At 75.9% G+C, this 19,599-nt stretch carries 13 protein-coding genes; 4 read left to right on the forward strand and 9 right to left on the reverse strand.

Annotated features, from left to right (window positions below; all coding sequences use genetic code 11):
* Positions 1–58 precede the first annotated feature (58 nt).
* Together ACFFKU_RS07545 and ACFFKU_RS07550 are read left to right on the forward strand one after the other, a co-directional pair.
* Positions 59–2,122, forward strand: coding sequence for a M3 family metallopeptidase (locus ACFFKU_RS07545; protein ID WP_380136902.1), 2,064 nt, complete (start codon positions 59–61; stop codon positions 2,120–2,122).
* Positions 2,123–2,232: 110 nt separating this feature from the next.
* Positions 2,233–3,546, forward strand: a complete 1,314-nt coding sequence (locus ACFFKU_RS07550; RefSeq protein ID WP_380136904.1) for a C45 family autoproteolytic acyltransferase/hydrolase — start codon at positions 2,233–2,235, stop codon at positions 3,544–3,546.
* Between the two features lie 37 nt (positions 3,547–3,583).
* Here ACFFKU_RS07550 and ACFFKU_RS07555 read toward each other — a convergent pair whose 3' ends face one another.
* From ACFFKU_RS07555 to ACFFKU_RS07585, 7 genes are all read right to left on the reverse strand, one after another.
* Entirely contained in the window at positions 3,584–5,833 is a 2,250-nt protein-coding gene (locus tag ACFFKU_RS07555) for a putative bifunctional diguanylate cyclase/phosphodiesterase (protein ID WP_380136905.1), read from the reverse strand.
* Between the two features lie 33 nt (positions 5,834–5,866).
* A complete protein-coding gene (locus ACFFKU_RS07560; RefSeq protein WP_380136907.1) occupies positions 5,867–7,027 on the reverse strand; it encodes an FIST signal transduction protein in 1,161 nt (386 codons plus the stop codon).
* 77 nt (positions 7,028–7,104) lie between these two features.
* Positions 7,105–8,778 (reverse strand): DNA repair helicase XPB, encoded by a 1,674-nt coding sequence (locus ACFFKU_RS07565; protein ID WP_380136909.1) that lies wholly within the window; start codon positions 8,776–8,778, stop codon positions 7,105–7,107.
* A 60-nt stretch (positions 8,779–8,838) separates the two neighbouring features.
* The gene (locus ACFFKU_RS07570) at positions 8,839–9,669 is read right to left on the reverse strand and encodes a DUF4190 domain-containing protein (RefSeq protein WP_380136911.1); all 831 of its coding nucleotides are present in this window, start codon (positions 9,667–9,669) and stop codon (positions 8,839–8,841) included.
* Between the two features lie 10 nt (positions 9,670–9,679).
* Positions 9,680–12,100, reverse strand: coding sequence for a helicase-associated domain-containing protein (locus tag ACFFKU_RS07575; protein WP_380136912.1), 2,421 nt, complete (start codon positions 12,098–12,100; stop codon positions 9,680–9,682).
* 66 nt (positions 12,101–12,166) lie between these two features.
* The gene (locus ACFFKU_RS07580) at positions 12,167–13,189 is read right to left on the reverse strand and encodes a sigma-70 family RNA polymerase sigma factor (protein ID WP_380136913.1); all 1,023 of its coding nucleotides are present in this window, start codon (positions 13,187–13,189) and stop codon (positions 12,167–12,169) included.
* A 60-nt stretch (positions 13,190–13,249) separates the two neighbouring features.
* Positions 13,250–15,523: a HelD family protein gene (locus tag ACFFKU_RS07585; protein ID WP_380136915.1), complete on the reverse strand. Its 2,274-nt coding sequence runs from the start codon at positions 15,521–15,523 to the stop codon at positions 13,250–13,252.
* A 519-nt stretch (positions 15,524–16,042) separates the two neighbouring features.
* On the opposite strand from ACFFKU_RS07585, the gene ACFFKU_RS07590 reads away from it, so the two are divergent.
* Positions 16,043–17,134, forward strand: a complete 1,092-nt coding sequence (locus ACFFKU_RS07590; RefSeq protein ID WP_380136916.1) for a fatty acid desaturase family protein — start codon at positions 16,043–16,045, stop codon at positions 17,132–17,134.
* Positions 17,135–17,137: 3 nt separating this feature from the next.
* Here ACFFKU_RS07590 and ACFFKU_RS07595 read toward each other — a convergent pair whose 3' ends face one another.
* A complete protein-coding gene (locus tag ACFFKU_RS07595) occupies positions 17,138–17,659 on the reverse strand; it encodes a mycothiol transferase (RefSeq protein ID WP_380136918.1) in 522 nt (173 codons plus the stop codon).
* A gap of 85 nt (positions 17,660–17,744) precedes the next feature.
* On the opposite strand from ACFFKU_RS07595, the gene ACFFKU_RS07600 reads away from it, so the two are divergent.
* The gene (locus tag ACFFKU_RS07600; protein WP_380136919.1) at positions 17,745–18,611 is read left to right on the forward strand and encodes a putative protein N(5)-glutamine methyltransferase; all 867 of its coding nucleotides are present in this window, start codon (positions 17,745–17,747) and stop codon (positions 18,609–18,611) included.
* Here the strand turns inward: ACFFKU_RS07600 and ACFFKU_RS07605 are convergent.
* Positions 18,557–19,597 carry a TIGR03842 family LLM class F420-dependent oxidoreductase gene (locus ACFFKU_RS07605; protein ID WP_380136920.1) on the reverse strand — a complete coding sequence of 347 codons (1,041 nt, stop codon included), beginning with the start codon at positions 19,595–19,597 and terminating at the stop codon, positions 18,557–18,559. The genes ACFFKU_RS07600 and ACFFKU_RS07605 overlap by 55 nt on opposite strands.
* Positions 19,598–19,599: the final 2 nt, after the last annotated feature.

Genomic DNA, 19,599 nt, shown 5'->3' on the forward strand with positions numbered 1-19,599 from the left:
CGCGACGGGGCGCGGAACTCATCGGCGTCGCGTCGGGGGCGTCTGACACGATCGGCCGATGGACGCCACCGTGGACCGCGCGCTCGCCCCGGACAACCCCTTTTCCGCGCCCAGCACCCTGCCCTACGAGCTCCCGCCGTTCGGCGAGATCCGCACCGAGCACTACGCCCCCGCCCTGCGGGCCGGCATGGCCGAGCACCGCGCCGAGCTCGAGGACCTGCTCGCCCAGGACCTTCCCGCCACGGAGTTCCTCGCCGGGCTGCAGCGCAGCGGACGTCTGCTGGGACGGGTCGGGGCGGTGTTCTTCAACCTGCTCGGGACCGACGCGGACGAGGAGATGAACGCGGTCCGGGCCGAGTTCGCCCCGCTGCTGGCCGCGCACGCCGACGCGGTCCGGCTGGACCCCCGCCTGGTCGCGCGCATCGCCGCGTTGCACGCCGATCGCGACGAGCTCGACCCGGAGTCCCGCCGCCTGCTCGAGCGGCTGCACGACGACGCCGCCCGCTCCGGGGCGCTGCTCGCCCCGGACGACCAGGAACGCCTGCGGGCGCTGAACGCCGAGCTCTCCTCGCTCACCAGCGCCTTCGACACCGAGCTGCTGGCCGACGCCAACGCCCGCGCCGTCCTGGTCACCGACGTCGCGGAGCTGGAGGGACTGTCCGCGGCGGAGGTCGAGCGGGCCCGGGCGGCGGCCGAGGTGCGCGGGGAGGCCGGGTGGTTGCTCCCCCTCGTGCTGCCCACCCCGCAACCGGTCCTGGAGTCGCTGGTCCGGCGCGACGTCCGGGAACGGGTGCACCGCGCGGCGGTGGCCCGGGGGAGCGCCGGAGGTCCGCACCCCACGGTCGACCTGGTGCTGCGGACGGTGCGGCTGCGGGCCGAACGCGCGGAACTGCTGGGGTTCGCGTCCCACGCCGAGTGGGTGGTGGCCGACGAGACCGCGGGTTCCGCCGCGGCGGCGCGCGGGTTGCTGGACCGGTTGGTCCCGGCCGCGGTCGCGAACGCCCGGGCGGAGATCGCGGAGCTGGAAGAACTCCTGCACGCCGACGGTCACGAGGGACCGCTGCAACCCTGGGACCACGCCTACTACGCGGCCCGGCTGCGGCGCAAGCGTTTCGACCTGGACCCGGAAGGGTTGCGGGAGTTCTTCGAGCTCGACCGCGTCCTGGTCGACGGGGTCTTCGCCGCCGCGCACGGTCTGTACGGCCTGCGGTTCGAACCGCGTCCCGACCTGCCCGGGTACTCCCGCGGGGTCCGGGTGTTCGAGGTGTTCGACGAGGACGGTCCGGTCGGATCGTACCTGTTCGACCCGTGGGCCCGGCCGGCCAAGCGGGGCGGGGCCTGGATGAGTTCCTTCGTGGAGCAGTCGCGTCTGCTCGGGCAGCGGCCGGTGGTGGTGAACTGCCTGAACGTCGCGGAACCGCCCGCGGGCGCCCCGGCCCTGCTCACCCCGGACGAGGTCGTCACCCTGTTCCACGAGTTCGGGCACACCGTGCACGGGTTGCTCTCCGACGTCCGGTACCCCCAGTTCTCGGGAACCTCCGTGCCGCGCGACTTCGTGGAGTTCCCCTCCCAGGTCAACGAGATGTGGGCGTTCGACCCCGACGTCCTGGTCGGGTACGCCCGCCACGTCGAGACCGGCGCGGTGCTGCCGGTGGCGACCGCCGAGGCGCTGCGGGCGGCCGAGCGCAGCGGGCAGGGTTTCGCCACGACGGAGTACCTGGCCGCGTCGCTGCTCGACCAGGCCTGGCACGGGCTGGGCGCGGTCGACGCCGCCGCGGTCACCGACGTCGAGGAGTTCGAGGCCGCGGCCCTGCGCGCGGCCGGGGTCGACGTACCGGCCGTCCCGCCGCGCTACCGCAGCGGGTACTTCGCCCACGTGTTCGCGGGGGGTTACGCGGCCGCCTACTACGCCTACATCTGGAGCGAGGTCCTCGACGCCGACACCGTGGAGTGGTTCACCGAGAACGGCGGGCTGACCCGGGCCAACGGCGAGCGGTTCCGCCGCGGTCTGCTGGCCCGCGGGGGGTCGGTCGACCCGTTGCAGGCCTACCGGGAGGTGCGCGGTCGCGACGCCCGGATCGAGCCGCTGCTGCGCCGACGGGGACTCGCGGCGGTGGGGTGAGCCGCCGCCGTCGACCCCGGAGGGGCCCGGGAGCGGGGGGCGTTGGACGGGACCGGGCGAGCGTCAAGATCGAGTTGACGAGCCGCCATCGTCAACCTAGCGTTGACGCCATGACCACGTACCCGTTCACCATGTTCGGCATCACCGAGGCCCGTCCCGGCGCCCGCTGGCAGGCGTTGTTCGACGCGACGTGGCCCGCCTACCGCCGCTTCCACCTCTCCGAGGGCCGCGACGCGCGCCCCACCCGCGCCGAGGCGGAGGCCGCGCTGCAGACCCACATGCCCGAGCTGCACGAGACCTGGGAGCAGCTCGTCGCGCTCACGGGCGACGACGACGACGCCGCGGTCTTCCTCACCCAGTGGAACCTGCCCGCCTTCGCCCCGGCCGCCTGCAGCCAGGTCGTCGCCCTCGACCCGGCGCCCGCCCTGGCCCGCAACTACGACTACGCACCGGGGCTGTTCGAGCAGACCAGCCTGTCCACCGACTACCGCCGCCCGGTCCTGGGCACCGGCGACTGCCTGTGGGGCCTGCTCGACGGCATGAACGACGCGGGTCTGGTCGTCTCCCTCACCTTCGGCGGCGACCGCGCCCACGGGGAGGGCTTCGGGATCCCGCTGGTGCTGCGCTACCTCCTGGAGACCTGCACCGACGTCGAGGAGGCGGGTCGGGTCCTCGCCCGGCTGCCGATCGCGATGACCTACAACGTCACCCTCCTCGACGCCACGGGCGCCTCGGTGACCGCGCACGTCGGGCCCGACCGGCCCGCGGAGATCCGCCCGGTCTCCTGCGCCACCAACCACCGGTGGACCGAGCCGGTCGACCCGGCGCACGCCGCGCGCTACCGCAGCGTGGAACGGCTGGACCTGCTCGGCGGGTTGCAGGAGGAGGGGGCCGACGCCGACGCGATGGTCGCCGCGCTGCTCGAGGCGCCCCTCTACACCCGCGACTACGCGCACGGGTTCGGGACGGTGTTCACCGCCGACTACCGCCCGGCCGAGGGCACGCTCACGTACCGCTGGCCCGGCATCGTGTGGGAGCGGCGCTTCGACTCGCCGGACGCCACGGTGGACGTGATCCTCGGCGACGCCGACACTTGGTCCACCATGCCGAACCTCGACGCCCCCGACCCCGCCGCGACCCCCGACCGTCCGGGCGCGACGGCCGCCGCCGAGCCGGTGGCCGAGCTGCCCGCCGACTGGGCCGACCGGTCCTCCGCCGACCTGGCCGCCCTGGTCCGGGCCGGCATCGACGAGCTCGCCCGCCGGGGCAGCGGCGAGGGTTTCGCGCTGCTCACCGGGCTCAGCGGCCACGTCGGGCTCGCCCTGGGGGAGTCCGCCCGGCGGATCGCCGAGCAGGGCTCCTGGGCTCAGGTCGCGGCCCTGTCCGGGACCACCAAGCAGGCCGCCTGGGCGCGCTGGCACTGACGACGCGCGAGACCGGCGGCAGTCGGCGCGAGACCCCTCAGACGAGGGCGCCGGTCCCGACGCGGGCCGCCCACCAGGCCCGGAAGTCCTCGGCCGGCAGCGGACGGGCCCAGCGGTAACCCTGGCCGGTCGGGCAGCCGAGCTCGCGCAGCACCCGGGCCTCGAACTCGGTCTCGACCCCCTCGGCGACCACGTCGAGGTCCAGGGCCTGGGCCAGGCGGAGGACCGCCTCGACGATGGCCGCGTCGCCCGGCTGGTCCAGCGCCGCCACGAACGAGCGGTCGATCTTGAGCACGTCGACCGGCAGGCGGCGCAGGGCCGCCAGCGAGGAGTAGCCGGTCCCGAAGTCGTCGACGGCGACCCGGACGCCGAGCGCGCGCAGGTCGGCGAGCACGGCGATGGCGTGGGCCTCGGTGACCAGCACGGTCTCGGTGACCTCGCAGGTCAACGCCGTGGCCGGCAGGTCGGCCTCGGCCAGTGCGGCCCGGACCTCGCCGAGCAGGGCCGGGCGCAGCTGGGCGCCGGACAGGTTGACGGCCACGTCCACCGTCAGCCCCTCCCGGCGCCAGCGCGCCACCTGCCGGCAGGCCTGCCGCAGCACGAGCGCCCCGATCCGGGCGATGGCCCCGGAGCGCTCGGCCACCCCGACGAACCGGTCGGGGTAGAGCAGGCCGTCCTCCGGGTGCTGCCAGCGCAGCAGCGCCTCGCACCCCAGCGGGCGGCCTTCGAGGTCCACGACGGGCTGGTAGTGCAGGACGAACTCGTCGGTCTCCACCGCGCGGGCCAGGTCGGCCTCGAGCCGGAGGCGGGCGGTGCGGGCGCGGTGCAGCTCGGCGTGGAAGAGTCCGACGCCGTCGGCCTCGGGCCCGCGGGCGGCCCCCTTGACCGTGTACATCGCCGCGTCGGCGTCGGGGACCAGGGACGCCGGGGTGGTGCCCTCGTGCCCGACGACGGCCACCCCGATGCTCGCGCCCACGCGCAGGGCGGTCCCCTCGTGCAGCACGGGTTCGGCGAGCTGGTCCTGCAACCGGCGGGCGATCGCGACGGCCTGCTCCGGGGTGACGTCGTGCAGCAGGACGGCGAACTCGTCGCCGCCGAGGCGGGCCGCGGTGTCCTGGGTGCGCAGCGCGGTCTGCAGCCGGGCCGCGGCGGCGGCCAGCACCAGGTCGCCGACCTGGTGGCCGTGCCGGTCGTTGATCGCCTTGAACCCGTCGAGGTCGACGTAGAGCAGGGCCAGCCCGCCCTCACCCGGGTCACCGCTCTGCGCGCCGGTGCCCTGCGTGCCGGTGCCCCCGGTGCCCCCGGTGCCCTGGGCCAACCGGTCCAGGAAGAGGGTGCGGTTGGGCAGCCGGGTGAGCTGGTCGTAGTACGAGGCGCGCAGCGAGGTGGAGGTGTACTCGTCGTTCAGGGCCGTGCTCGCGTGCTCGGCGAAGGCACCCAGCAGGTGCTCGCGTCCCTCGGTCCGACCGGTCGGGTCCAGCAGCACGACGCCTCCGACCACCCGGCCCTGGGCCCGCACCGGCGCCACGTGCCAGACGCAGCCCGGGTGAATCCCGCGCCCGGGGCCGGCGGGTGCGAGGGCCGCGCGGGCGTGGGCGAGGGCCGCGGCGCAGGGGAGGGCGCCCGGCCGGTCGTCACGGGCGACCACGCGCAGGGCCTCCGGGTGCAGCGGGTCCTCGAGGACGACGACCACCGCGTCGCCCTCGAGGACGCCCCGGGCCCGGGCGGCGAGGAGGTCGAGGACCTCCTCGACCGGACGGCGCCGGGCCACGGCCTGCTGCAGGTCGAGCAGGCTGCTGAGCAGCTGCTCGCGCTCGCGCAGGGTGCCCAGCAGCTGCTCCCGCTCGGTCGCGAGCGCCTCGCTGCGCCGCCGGTGCTCGCGCTCGTCGCTCAGCGCCCGGGCCGACTGCAGGGCCTGGCCGAGCAGGCGACCGGTCCCGACCAGCAGCAGCCGCTCCTCGACCTCGAAGGGTTCCTCGGCCCGGGCCAGGACCAGCTGGGTCGGCTGCGGTCCGCGGTCGGTGACCGGGGCCGCGGCGACGAAGGCACGGGGCAGCTCGGGCAGGTCGAGCGGTTCGGGGCGACCCGCGGCCGCGAGCACCTCGCCGACCAGCGGGTTCGCCCCCGTGCGCACGCCGACCCCGGCCAGCACGACCCCGGCGCGCACGACGGCGGCCGTCTCGGCGTCGAGGGCCTCGGCCGCCCAGCGGGCGGCGCGGGTCGCCATCGCGGTGGCGTCCGGCTGCTTGCTCAGCAGCGTCAGCAGCTCGACCAGCTGCAGGTTCATCGACCCGTCCACGTGTTCCCCCCCCGGGCCCGCTCAGAAGGCCAGCGCGACGACGGTCTGGTTGTGGCACCCGGCCGACCCGGACACGCGGGCGATCTCGCCGCAGCTGTGCACGAGGGTGACCTCCCCGCGGCAGCCCGCGTCGCGGGCGGCGTCCAGCTCGGCCAGCCGGCCCTCCTCGGTGAGCAGGGCCCGCCGGGCGATGCAGCTGAACAGCACCATGCCCACAGGGTCGGCGCCGAGGGCCCGGACGGCCTGGTCGCACGCCTGCGCGGCGCCGGCCAGCATGTCCTGCTCGTCACCCTGCAGCGGGTGCACGAGCCCGCCGGCCTCGACGGTCGAGACGAAGGTCATGGTCCGGGCGGCGAGGTCCAGGCTGACGATCGTGCGCGCCTCGTCGCGCCGGCGTCGGGCCAGGCCGAGGGGGTGGGCGAAGGCGAGCCGGGTCAGCGCGGCCTCGTCGTCACGGTCGCCGACGTCGATCCCGGCGTCGGCCAGGTTGTCCAGGTAGGCGTCGAGCGCGGGCCGGCCGTCGAGCTCGCGCAGCAGCTGCCCGTCGGAGTCGGTCACGACCATGCCCCGGCCGAGCCGCGAGTACCCGTGCGCCGCGGCCACCCCGACGGGTCGGTCCGTGCCCAGGACGGCCGCCGCCAGGCCGTTCTCGACGATGGTCGTCCCCAGGAACTGCCAGGAGCGGTTGGTCTCGAGGTCTCCGTCGGCGCCCCCGCCGACGATGGACACCGCCGGCCCCAGGACGTCGTAGGCGCCGAGGACCATGGCCTGCTGGTCGCCCGCGGTCCCGTTGGGGAGCATGATCATGAGTCGGTGCGGGGAGTCGACCCCCAGCGCGGCCCGCTCGGCGACCACCGTCGCCCGTTCGGTCGGGTCGGGCCGGGCGTCGACGGCCGCGCCGACCTGCAGGTCGTCCCCGCCCAGGGCCGTGACCAGCACGACCGCGGGCTGCTCGTCGGTGCCGCTGTAGACGGTGCCGGTGGTGGCGCCGAGGACCGGGGCGGCCCCCGCCGCCGCCTGCAGGGCGGCGGTCACCAGGGGCAGGTCGAGCCGGTGGTCGACGTGGGCGAGGACCAGCGCGGCGGTCCGCCCGGCCAACGCCTCGGCGACGGCCGTCGCGACCCGCGCGGCCAGCACCGGGCCCGCGAGGTCGTCCGCCTGCTCGACGCGCCCCGTACCCATCCACCGATCGGTGCTCCGCTGGTCCACGGGACTCCATCGGTCGCCGCGGCGGGCGGCTTGACCCGGCGGGCGAGCCGTCAGTCCGGCAGCACCCCGTCGGCGTCGGGGACGCCGCCGTCGATGTCGTCGGCGTCCACGATCCGGTAGGCGTAGCCCTGCTCGGCCAGGAACCGCTGCCGGTGGGCGGCGAAGTCCTGGTCCTTGGTGTCGCGGGAGACGACGGTGTAGAACCGCGCCGAACCGTGGTCGCCCTTGGGGCGCAGCACCCGACCGAGCCGCTGCGCCTCCTCCTGGCGGGAGCCGAAGCTGCCCGACACCTGGATCGCGACCTTCGCCTCGGGCAGGTCGATGGAGAAGTTCGCGACCTTGGAGACGACCAGGGTGGTGATCTCCCCGCTGCGGAACGCGTCGAACAGGCGCTGCCGCTCCTTGACGGTCGTCTCGCCTTTGATGACCGGGGCGTCGAGGCGCTGACCGAGGTCGTCGAGCTGGTCGATGTACTGCCCGATGACCAGGGTCGGTTCGCCGGCGTGCTGGGCGACCAACTTCTCGACCACGCGCGACTTCTCGGGCGAGGTCGAGCACAACCGGTAGCGGTCCTCGTCCTCGGCGGTGGCGTAGACGAGGCGCTCGGAGTCCGGCAGCGTGACCCGGACCTCGACGCAGTCCGCGGGCGCGATGTAACCCTGGGCCTCGATGTCCTTCCACGGTGCGTCGTAGCGCTTGGGGCCGATGAGGGAGAACACGTCCCCCTCACGACCGTCCTCGCGCACCAGGGTCGCGGTCAGCCCCAGCCGGCGGCGGGCCTGCAGGTCGGCGGTCATCCGGAAGATGGGCGCGGGCAGCAGGTGGACCTCGTCGTAGAGGATCAGGCCCCAGTCGCGGGCGTCGAAGAGCTCCAGGTGCGGGTAGATCCCCTTCCGCTTGGTGGTCACGACCTGGTAGGTCGCGATCGTCACCGGACGGATCTCCTTGCGGGCCCCGGAGTACTCACCGATCTCGTCCTCGGTCAGCGAGGTGCGCCGGAGCAGCTCGTCGCGCCACTGCCGGGCCGAGACGGTGTTGGTGACGAGGATCAGGGTGGTCGCGCGCGCCCGGGCCATCGCCCCCGCGCCGACGAGCGTCTTCCCGGCCCCGCAGGGCAGGACGACGACGCCGGAACCGCCGTGCCAGAAGTTCTCGACCGCGTCGGACTGGTAGGGCCGCAGGGTCCAGCCGTCCTCGGCCAGGTCGATCGGGTGCGCCTCGCCGTCGACGTACCCGGCCAGGTCCTCGGCCGGCCAACCGAGCTTCAGCAGCACCTGCTTGAGGTTGCCGCGCTCGCTCGGGTGCACCAGCACGGTGTCCGGCGCGACCCGCTCTCCGAGCAGGGGGGAGGCCTTCTTGGAGCGGAGGACCTCCTCGAGCACCGGGGCGTCGATGGCGTGCAGGACGAGCCCGTGGGCCGGGTCGTTCATGAGCTGCAGCCGCCCGTAGCGGGCCATCGTCTCGGCCACGTCGACCAGCAGGGAGTGCGGTACCGAGTAGCGGGAGAACTCCAGCAGGGTGTCCACCACCTGCTCGGCGTCGTGCCCGGCGGCGCGGGCGTTCCACAGGCCCAGGGGGGTCAACCGGTAGGTGTGGACGTGCTCGGGGGCCCGTTCCAGCTCGGCGAAGGGGGCGATCGCCGCCCGGCAGGCCGGGGCCCGTTCGTGGTCGATCTCCAGCAGCAGGGTCTTGTCGCTCTGGACGATGAGGGGGCCGTCGTTCACGGCAGGCTCAACACTCCTCGCCCCCGGGTGCTTCCGCGGTGGTCGTACCTGCGGCGGGGGTCACACGTTCTCCCAGGGGGCGCCCGGGTCGCTCCAGGTGCTCGCCCCCAGGACGCCGATCCAGGACACGGCGAGGACCGCGACGATCGCCACCGTCAGCAACGAGAGGCCCAGCGCCACCCAGGCGCACACGACCCCGCCGGTGACGTGACCCTGGCCGCGTCCGCCCGGGGTGGCCCGGACCGCGCGTCGCGCTCCCGGGGCCAGCACCAGGGCGACGATCGCCGGGATCCAGCTCAGCAGGCCCGCGCTCAGCAGCCACAGCGCGAGCGAGCCCACCCCGGTCCAGAGGACCCCCTGGGCCAGACCCGCCACGGGCGGCAGCGGGGGCTGGGCGCCGGGGGACCAGCCGTACTGCCCGGGGTCCCCGTGCTGGCCGGGGTGCCCGTGCTGCCCGGCACTCCCGTAGGGGGCGGACTGCCCGTACGGCCCGGCCTGGCCGTACTGCGCGGGCCAGCCGTCGCGTGCAGCACCCCCGTCGGGGGCGGGACGCGGTGCCGACGCCGGCGCGCCCGTCGAGCCAGCCGACCAGGGGTCCGCCGCCCAGCCGGTGCCCGTCGGCACGGGAGCCCCGGCGCCGGAGGGCTCCGACCGGTAGGGGTCGCCCGCGTCGGGGCGGGCGGCGAACGACTCGGTCGGGGCGCCGGGTCGTGGGTCGAAGGCCCGGGTGGGTTTTTGCGACGCCCCCGACGTGCCGCCGGGGCTCGACCACGGGTCGCCCGCCCCGGTGGGCAGGCGCCGGGTGCCGTCCGAGCCCGTGCCGTCCGAGCCCGTGCCGTCCGAGCCCGTGCCGTCTCGTCCCTCGTCGCGCGGGGGCGGCTGCTCGCTCATGCCTGCGACCCTACGACGTCGCCGAGCCCTCCACCGAGCGCTCGCGCCCCGCCCGGACCGGGGCCTCGCCGGGCGCCGCGGCGACCCCCGTCACCCGGTGCACCGAGTAGACGCGGACCGCCTGCTCGGAGCGGTCGAAGGCGGTGATCCGCCCGCCCTCCACCTGGATGGGTTCCACCAGGCTGCGGTGGACGACGCCGTCGCGGTCGGCCACCCCGATCCAGACCACCTGCCGGAACGCCGCGGCCTCGCGCAGCATGGCCATCGACGTGCTCGGGTCCAGGGCGGGCAGGCGGGGCGCGTCCGGGGTGGCCGCGCGCCGGGCCTCGGCCCGGTCGGCGTCGACGTCCCCGGCCCGCAACGTCTTGACCGCCGCCCCGACCAACGCCTGGGCGGGCGGCGGGGGCTCACCGCTGACCGGTCGGGGGACCGGGCGCGGCGAGGTCCGCCGCGCCGTGCGGGGCCGCAGCACCAGCTCCCCGTCGGGACCTTCGGCGGCGGGGGCGAGCCCGGCGGCCCGCAGGGTGGCCAGCACCTCCTCGCCCTCGGCGGCGGAGACCAGCACGGTGGGGGCGAGGGCCCGCAGACCCAGTGCGGCACAACGCTTGTCGGAGAGCAGCTGGGTCAGCAGGGCAGGGTCCTCGGCCCGGACGTAGGCGCCGGCCCGGCCGACCCGGACCCGGCCGTGCCGACGGGCGACGTCGCGGATCAGGTACTCCAGCGGCTGCGGCACCCCGGTCGCCGAGACCCGTCCGAGGAAGGCGAGCGCGTCGTCGGCGGTCAGTCCCTCGTCCAACCCGCGTCGCACCGAGGCGTCGTCGAAGCGGTAGACCGTCGCGCCCCCGCGCGACTCCACCCGGGCCAGCAGGTCCAGCCGGCGGGCGAGCTCGGGCACCAGGGGCCCGGGGGCCACGGCGGTCAGGTCGGCCTGCACGAGGATCTCCGACACCGGGGCCGGCAGCGCGGCCCGCAGCGCGGCGACCGCGCCCTCGTCGTCGCCCTGCAGCAGCGCGCGACCGGCCGGGGTGAGGGCCCCGGCCCCGAGCAACCCCAACCAGCCCGCGTCGCGCAGGGTCCACTGCACGAGGTCGGCGAACAACCGACCGCTGCGCCGCGGCGTGCGCCAGCGCAGCCGGGCCAGCACGTCGTCCGCCGTCGGGGCGTGGTCGGGGGGCAGCGCCTCGAACTCGGCCAGCACGGCCGAGCGGACGACGGGGGCCGACGGCTTGTCCAGGTCGGGGCCCAGCGCGTTGCGGGCGGAGTCCTTGGCGTCCCGGGTCCCGACCAGGGCCGGGACCCGGGTCGTGCCCAGCCAGGCGCCGGCCAGGGAGAGCCAGCGCTCGGCGACGTCGTCCTCGGCCCACAGGTCGAACATCGGGGTCGGCAGCCAGCGGGGCTCGACCTCGCCGTCGTCGGCGATCAACCCGGCCACCCAGGCCGTCTCGACCACCAGGGCCGCCGTCGCCTCGTCGACCTCGAGGGCGACCGCGGTGCGCCGCAGCTCCCGGACGCCGACCCCGCCCGCCCGCAGCACCGGCGGGGGCGCCACCCCCCAGGTCCGGGCCAGCTCCTCGACCAGCCGGACCGCGTCGGCCGCGGCCTCCGCCCCGGCCCCGGCCACCTGCGCCGGTCGCCGCGCAGCGCCCGTCAGCGCGGGCGCCTGCCGCCCGGGGGAGCGGTGGACCCGGTTGCCGCGCAGCACCATCCCGACCTCGCGGGGCAGCACGACCGTGCCCGGCCCGGCGACCGCCAGCAGCCCGTGCGCGAGCAACCAGTCGACCGGGCTCGCCGAGGTGGCGGCCCGCACCTGCCGGTCGGCGCGTTCGACGGCCCCGGTCGGCGGACCCCAGGTCAGCTTGGCCAGGACCTCGCGGACCCCCTCCGGCGCGCCCGCGAGCAGGGCCTCGACGGCGTCGGCGGCACCGAGGTGCGCGGCCAGCCGCGACAGCGCCACCTCCGGGTCCCCGGCCGGGTCCAGCCCCAGGTCCTCCAGCAGCTCGGCCAGGCGGGCGGGGGAGCGCCGCCCCAGGGCGTCGGCCAGCGGCGGACCGAGGCCCGCGGGGTAGGGCCCGAGCAGGTCCCGGACCGCGGAGATGAGGTGCAGCGCCCGGTCCGGACCCCACACCAGGGCCTGCCGCCGCAGGTCGGCGACGACGTCGTTCGCGCGCGCGCCCCACGCCTTGGAGACCGCGGTCATCGACACCGGGTCGGGCAGGACGGCCAGCACCTCGGCCACCTGCAGCGCCGGGGTCTCCAAGCGGTCCACGGCCCGCTGGGTGCTGGCGCGGGTCGCCGAGCGCGTCGCCAGCGCCGTCGTCGACGTCGGCAGCGGGGTCACCAGGTCGGTGCGCGCGGTGAGCAGCTGCTCCAGCTCCTCGTCGCTGCGGGCGCGCAACTCCTCGGCGAGGGTGCGGGGGGCGGCGGCGCACATCCGTCCGAGTCTAGGTGCGCGACCGCTCACCGCACGGCGCTCGCGACGGGCGCCCCGGTCGGGACGTCAGGCGGTCCCCGCCCGCGGCAGCTCGGTCGGCAGGCCGAAGTGCGCGAACAACCGGGTGTCCAGGAACGAGGTGATCGCCCGGATCCGACCGTCGCGCACGTCGAGCACCTGCAGCGCCCAGGGGAGGTGCCGACCACCGACGAGGCGGTACTGCGCGTAGGCGGGTTGTCCGTTCACCGCGACGGGGACGAGGCGCGAGCCGACGCACTCCTTGCCCGGCCCGGTCATCCAGGCGGTGACGTCGGCCGGGCCCTGCAACCACATCTCGAACGGCGGCATGTTCTGGGTGACGTCCTCGGCCAGCAGGCGGACGAAGGCGTCCATGTCGTAGGACTCGAACGCGTCCACGTAGCGGTCCAGCAACGCGCGGTCGGCGGCCGAGAGCTCCATCGGCGCCTCGTCCCGGTCGACGCCCCGCTCGTTCAGGGTGGCCCGGGCCCGCTGCAGGGCCGAGTTCACCGAGGCGGTCGTGGTCTCCAGCAGCGCCGCGACCTCGTCCGCCTTCCAGCGCAGCACGTCGCGCAGGATCAGGACGCTGCGCTGCCGGGGCGGGAGGTGCTGCAGGGCGGCGACGAAGGCCAGGCGGATGGACTCCCGCGCCACCGCGAGGTCGGCCGGGTCGCCCACGGTCGGCAGCACCCGGTCGTCGACCATCGGTTCCAGCCAGGCCTCCTCGCCGCGCCGCGCGGCCAAGGACGCCTCGACCGGCTCCCAGGCCCTCGCGCTGAGGTCGACCGGGCGGGCCCGCCGACCCCGCGACTCGATCATCGTCAGGCAGACGTTGGTGGCGATGCGGTAGAGCCACGACCGCAGGGCCGAGCGTCCCTGGAACCCGCCGATGCTCCGCCAGGCCCGCAGCAGGGTCTCCTGCACCGCGTCCTCGGCGTCGAAGGCCGACCCCAGCATCCGGTAGCAGTACCCGGTCAGCTCGCCGCGGTGCTCGGCCAACCGGGGTTGCAGCTCCTCGGCGCTCAGCCCGGGGCCGGTGGCGGTGGTGGCGGGACCCTCGATCGTCGACACGGGGGACAGCTCAGCACACACGCCCCCGGCGCGGGAGGGGGTCGTCGGGGTCCGTCGAGGTCAGGACGCGGGCTGGACCCGCACCCCGGCGGGCAGCGGTTCGGCGTGGGCGACGAGCAGGTGCTGGGTGGCGCGGGTCAGGGCCACGTAGAGGTCGTTGGCCCCTCGCGGGCGGCGCAGGATCGCGGCCGGTTCGACGAGCAGGACCACGTCGAACTCCAGACCCTTGGCCCGGTGCACGTCGAGCACCGAGACCGGGGCGTCCAGGTCGTCGGGCCCCTCGGCGACCGTGCCCGCGGGGAGGGCGGTGCGGGCCGCGGCCCGCAGGGCGTCGGAGCCCAGCGGGCCCGTGGTCTCGGCCGCGATCACGGCCAACCGTCCCTCGCCCTCGCCCGGGACGGCCGCGGTGAGGGCGGCGAGCACCCCGGCCACGTCGTCGGGGCCGGCCAGGGGGATCGCCACCGGGTCGTGCTCGCCCTCGCGGACGGGGGTCGGCGGGGTCGCCTCGATCCCGGCGGCCCGCAGCACGTCGGCCGCGACCCGGGCGATGCGCGCGGGCGTGCGGTAGTTGACGGTCAGCTCCTCCAACCGCCAGCGGTCGTCCACCAGGGGACGCAGCGCCGCGGCCCAGCTGCGCGCCCCGGCGGGGGAGGAGGTCTGGGCGACGTCGCCGACGAGGGTCATCGACCGGTTGGGGCACCGGCGCTCGACCAGGCGCCAGGCCATCGCCGACAGTTCCTGCGCCTCGTCGACGACGACGTGGCCGTAGGCCCAGGTCCGGTCGGCGGCCGCCCGTTCGGCCACGGTCCCGACCGGCCCGGACGTCGCGAACCGGTCGGCCAGCAGCTCCGCGCTGACGTAGTCGTTGCCGACCCCGGAGGCCTCGAACTCCTCGAGCACCTTGCGGGCGTAGGCGACCTGCTCCTCGCGCTCGGCCTCACGCCGGGCCTGCGCCGAGGTCGCGTCGTCCAGATCCCCGAGCAGCTCGGCGAGCTCGTCCAGCAGCGGCACGTCGGCCTCCGACCAGGCGGTCGGTTCGTCGCGGTGCAGGGCCGCGCGCTCGCGCCGGTCCAGGTCGGGCGCGAGCGCCCGCAACCGGTCGGGGTTGCGGTAGAGGCCCGCGAGGACCTTCTGCGGGGTCAGCGGCATCCAGCAGAGGTTGACCTCGCGGCGCACGTCGATCGACTCGCGCAGCTCCTGGAGCAGGTCGTCGCGCTCCTCGACCGCGTCGACCCCCCGGGCGCGCGCGAGGGAGTTCGCCAGGGTCTGCAGGACCTCGCGCACGAAGACGACCCGGGCCTCGTTGTGCGGGCGACGGCTGCGCCGGGCCCGCGTGCGGGCGGCCGCGACCTGCTCGGGCCGCAGCTGCACCCGGGTCCCGTCCAGGTCGAGGCGGATCGTCCGCGCGGGGACCCGCTGCCGCTCGGCGACCGCGGCGGCCAGCACGTCGACCATCCGCAGCGACCCCTTCACCGCGACCGCGGCGGGGGAGTCCGACCCGCGGGCCACGACCCCGGGGAACAGCTCGGCCAGGGTCAGGGTGACCACGCCGGTCTCCCCGAGGGCCGGCAGCACCTGCTCGACGTAGCGGAGGAACACCGGGCTCGGCCCGAGCAGCAGCACCCCGCTGCGCGCCAGGCGGTCGCGGTGCGTGTAGAGCAGGTAGGCCGTGCGGTGCAGGGCGACCGCGGTCTTGCCCGTCCCCGGCCCGCCCTGCACGACGAGGACCCCGCGCTCGGAGGCCCGGATCACGCGGTCCTGCTCGGCCTGGATGGTCGCCACGATGTCGCCCATGCGTCCGGTGCGCGGCGCGTTGACCGCCGCGAGCAGCGCCGCGTCACCGGTCGTGCGGCCGCCCGCGTCGGCGACCAGGACCTCGTCGTCCAGCCCCGTCACCGAACGGCCCGCGGTCAGCAGGTGCCGACGCCGGACCACGTCGCGGGGCGCGGCCGCGGTCGCCTGGTAGAAGTCCTGCGCCGCGGGCGCGCGCCAGTCGACGAGCAGCTGGTTGCCCCGCTCGTCGGCCAGCCCGATCCGCCCCACGTAACGACGCGGGTCGGGGGTGCCCGGTCGCAGGTCCAGCCGGCCGAAGCAGAGCCGGTTCTCCACCGACCACAGCTGGCTCAGCCGGTCCTCGTACAGCGTCGCGAACGCGTCCCGCTCGAAGCGGCTCTGGTGGGTCCCGGTGGCCTTCGTGCGGCGCACCTCGGCGAGCTGGTCCGACGTCTGCGCACGCAGGGCGTCCAGCCGGGCGTAGAGGCCTCCGACGTGCGCGTCCTCGGCGGCCAGCTCGGCGGCGTCGACGTCCGCACGGGTCCGGTCGGGCTGATCCACGCGGAGGCGTTCCCTTCTCGGCGGCGGGCCGTCGGAGAAACGGCACCGGAAGAGCTTAGGGGGTGCCCCACCGGCCTCCACCCGGCCCCTCACCGTCCTGGCGGCGCCCCGCGGCGTTCTCCTCGGGGCCGATCCAACGACGGGATCGGCCCTCTCGTCGGCCTGGCGGTGCATCCCCCAGGACGGCGATGGACCCGGGATGGACCGGTGGGCCACCCCCCCGGGGGGTGCCCCGCCGGTCTCCACCCGGCCCCTCACCGTCCTGGCGGCGCCCCGGGGCCGTGTGCGGGGCCGGTCGGGGGGCCGGACGGGGGCGCGGTGCCGGGCCCGGTGGCGGGTGGATCCCGTGGAGGGGGTGGGGCACGAACCTACGGTCCCGTACGTTGGACCCCTGACGCGCTGTCGAGGACGGCGCGATCCCTCAGCCGTGCTCTCGACGGGTCGACCACCCGGGCATCGCCAGGCCGTCACCGTGCGGCCCCCGTCCGCACCCTCGCGGTCCCGACCCCCGGAGAACCTGTGAAACCTGTCCTGACCCCGGCCGGCCCGCTCGAGCCCGCCCACGGCGTCGAGCGCCCCGCCCGCGTCCCGCGCAGCCCCTACGCCCGCCTCACCGCCGAGGTGCAGGCGCTGGGGCTGATGGCCCGCCGCCGTGGCGCCTACGCGGTCCGCATCGCGGCGACCACGCTGGCGCTCGCGGCCGTCGTCGCCGGCGTCGTGCTGCTGCGCGACTCCTGGCTGGTCCTGCTGCTGGGGGCGCCGCTGGCGCTGGTGCTGACCCAGTTCGCCTACCTCGGCCACGACGCCGCCCACCGGCAGATGTTCGCCTCGCACCGGCGCAACGAGATCGCCGCGCGCATCTTCGCCGCGCTGGTCACCGGCCTCGGCTACGGCTGGTGGATGGGCAAGCACACCAAGCACCACCAGTCCCCGAACCAGCGGGGGATCGACACCGACATCGAGTCCCAGGTCGTGTCGTTCCACGAGGACGCCGCCCGCTCGCGCACCGGACTGCTGGCCTGGTTCACCCGCCGCCAGGGCTGGTTCTTCTTCCCGCTGCTCCTGGTCGCCGGGATCAACCTGCACGTGGACAGCGTGAAGGCGCTCCTCGTGGGCGGGCGCGGCCGACGGGCCGACGTGGCGCTGATCCTCCTGCACTGGGCGATCTACGCGACGACGCTGTTCACGCTGCTCGGCCCGGGTCGGGCCGCCGCGTTCGCCGGCGTCCACCTGGCCGCGTTCGGGCTGTCGATGGGCGGCTCCTTCGCGCCGAACCACGTCGGCATGCCCATCGTGGAGCGCACGGCCAAGCTCGACTTCATCTCCCGGCAGGTGCGCATGTCGCGCAACATCAGCGGCAACCGGCTCGTGGACCTGTTCATGGGCGGGCTGAACTTCCAGGTCGAGCACCACCTGTTCCCGAGCATGCCGCGGCCCAACCTGCGGGCCGCCAAGCCGATCGTGGTGAGGTTCTGCCAGGAACAGGGGATCCCCTACACCGAGACCACGCTGGCCGGGGCCTACCGCGACATCGTGCGCAACCTCAACGACGTGGGACTGGTGGCGCGCAACCCGTTCCGCTGCCCCGTCCGGATGCAGCTGCGCGCCTAGCCCTCACCCGGTCGTCCCGGCCGCCCGCTGCAGGATCCCCCGCAGGAACATCGCCTGGGCCGCGTGCGCGACGTCGTCGTCGATCACGCTGACCAGCCGGACCCCGAGCGTGACCGGCGGGTCCCAGGCGTCGTCCACCACCCGGTCGAGGTCGTCCGGCGACAGGGTCTCCAGGTAGGCGCGGGTGTGCTCGTGCACGGCGTCGTGGTAGCCGGCGAGGTCGGCCGCGGACGCGTCGACCACGGCCACCTGCTCCGGGGTGTGCTGGTAGCCGGTGTCGGCGTCGTCCAGGGGCAGGGCGAACCGGCGGGCCCAGCCCTGGGCGGTCCAGACCTGCTCCCGGCCGGCCACCCCGGCCACGTGGTCGTCCTGCACCCGGGTGAGGTGCCAGAGCAGCCAGGCGATCGAGTTCGTCCCCGGGTCCGGTCGCGCGGTGAGGTGGGCGGGGTCGAGACCGTCGAGGACCCCGTGCACCGCACCGGGGATCCGCGCGTGCGCGTCGGTGAGCAGGTCGATGGGCGTCATCGCCCCAGCCTGACCGGCCCCGGCCATGGTCGCCGGTCGACCGCGCGCACCCGGGGCCGGGGCGGGGTCCTGCCAGACTTCCCGGGTGACGGACCCGGACGAGCGGCTCGCCGTGGTGACCCGGTTGCGGGCGGCCGGGTGCGTCTGGGCCGAGGAGGAGACCGACCTGCTCCTCGCGGCCGCTGGTTCCGCGCCCGAGCTCCGGGTCCTCGTGGAGCGCCGGGTGGCCGGGGAACCGCTGGAGCACGTGCTGGGCGGGGTCGTCTTCGCCGGGGTCCGGATCCGGTTGGGGCCCGGGGTGTTCGTCCCGCGCCGCCGCACCGAGGCCCTGGTCCGGTCCGTGCTCGCCCGGGTCGGGCCCGGCGACGTGGTGGTGGACCTCTGCTGCGGGGCGGGGGCGATCGGGGCCGCCGTGCTGGCTGCCGCGCCCGCGGTCGAGGTGTGGGCCGCCGACGTCGACCCGGTCGCCGTCGGCTGGGCCCGGCGCAACCTGCCCGCTGACCGCGTCCGGCTCGGGGACCTCGACGCGCCGTTGCCCGTGCAGCTGCGGGGAGGGGTGGCCGTCCTGGTGGCGAACGTCCCCTACGTGCCGCGGGCGGCCATCGCGCTGCTGCCGCCCGAGGCGCGGGAGCACGAACCGCGGTGGGCGCTGGACGGCGGCCCGGACGGGCTCGACGTCCTGCGCCGGCTGGCCGCGGTGGCACCGGGCTGGCTGCGCCCGGGCGGGGTCCTGCTGAGCGAGGTCGCGGACCCCCAGGTTTCCGGCGCCCTGGCCGCGCTGGAGGCGGCGGGGCTCTCTGCGGCCGGCGAGACGGGCGACCGCGGCGACGAGGGCATCCGGGACGACGAGGGCACCCGGGACGACGAGACCGACGGGACGGTGGTGGTCGTGGGGACTCAGCCGAGCGCGGCCCCGGACGGGCGGACGGCCGGCAGCACCACGTCGCCGTAGGCCGACAGCGTGCGGTCCTTGGCGTCGTGCTGGAGGTACACCGCGAACTGGTCGACCCCCAGTTCCTGCAGCTGCTGCAACCGCTCGACGTGCTGCGCGGGGGATCCCAGCACGCAGAACCGGTCGACGATCGCGTCGGGCACGAAGTCGGCGTGCCGGTTCCCGGCCCGCCCGTGCTCGTTGTAGTCGTAGCCCTGCCGCCCGGCGATGTAGTCGGTCAGGGCCGCCGGCACCGAGCCGTCGTCGCCGTAGCGGGCGACGAGGTCGGCGACGTGGTTGCCGACCATCCCGCCGAACCACCGGCACTGCTCACGGGCGTGGGCCAGTTCGGTCTCGCTGCCGTCGGTCACGTAGGCGGGGGCGGCCACGCAGATCCGGATCGAGGCCGGGTCGCGTCCCGCCGCCTCGGCGGCGCGGCGGACGCTGCCGATGGTCCAGGCGGCGATGTCGGGGTCGGCCAGCTGCAGGATGAACCCGTCGGCCACCTCGCCGGTGAGCTGCAACGCCTTGGGGCCGTAGGCGGCGACCCACACCTGGGTCGCGTTCGTGGGCCCGGTCACCGGGGCCCAGGGCAGGCGCAGCGTCTGCCCGCGGTGCTCCACCGCCCGGCCGTTGGCCAGCTCCCGGATCACGTGGACGGCCTCGCGCAGCGTGGCCAACGTCGTGGGTCTCCCCGACAGCGTCCGGACCGCGGAGTCCCCGCGGCCGATCCCGCAGATGGTCCGCGGCCCGTACAGCTCGTTCAGCGTGGCGTAGGTGGAGGCGGTCACCGACCACTCCCGGGTCGCGGGGTTGGTGACCATGGGCCCGACCACGACGGTGCGGGTCGCGCCGAGGATGGCCGAGTGGATGACGTACGGCTCCTCCCACAGGACGTGGGAGTCGAACGTCCAGACGTGGCTGAACCCGTACGTCTCGGCTTTCCGCGCCAGCTCGACCACCCGGGCCGCGGGCGGGGTGCACTGCAGGACGACCCCGAGGTCCACGG

The organism is Kineococcus gynurae (assembly GCF_042433995.1).
Classification (GTDB): domain Bacteria; phylum Actinomycetota; class Actinomycetes; order Actinomycetales; family Kineococcaceae; genus Kineococcus; species Kineococcus gynurae.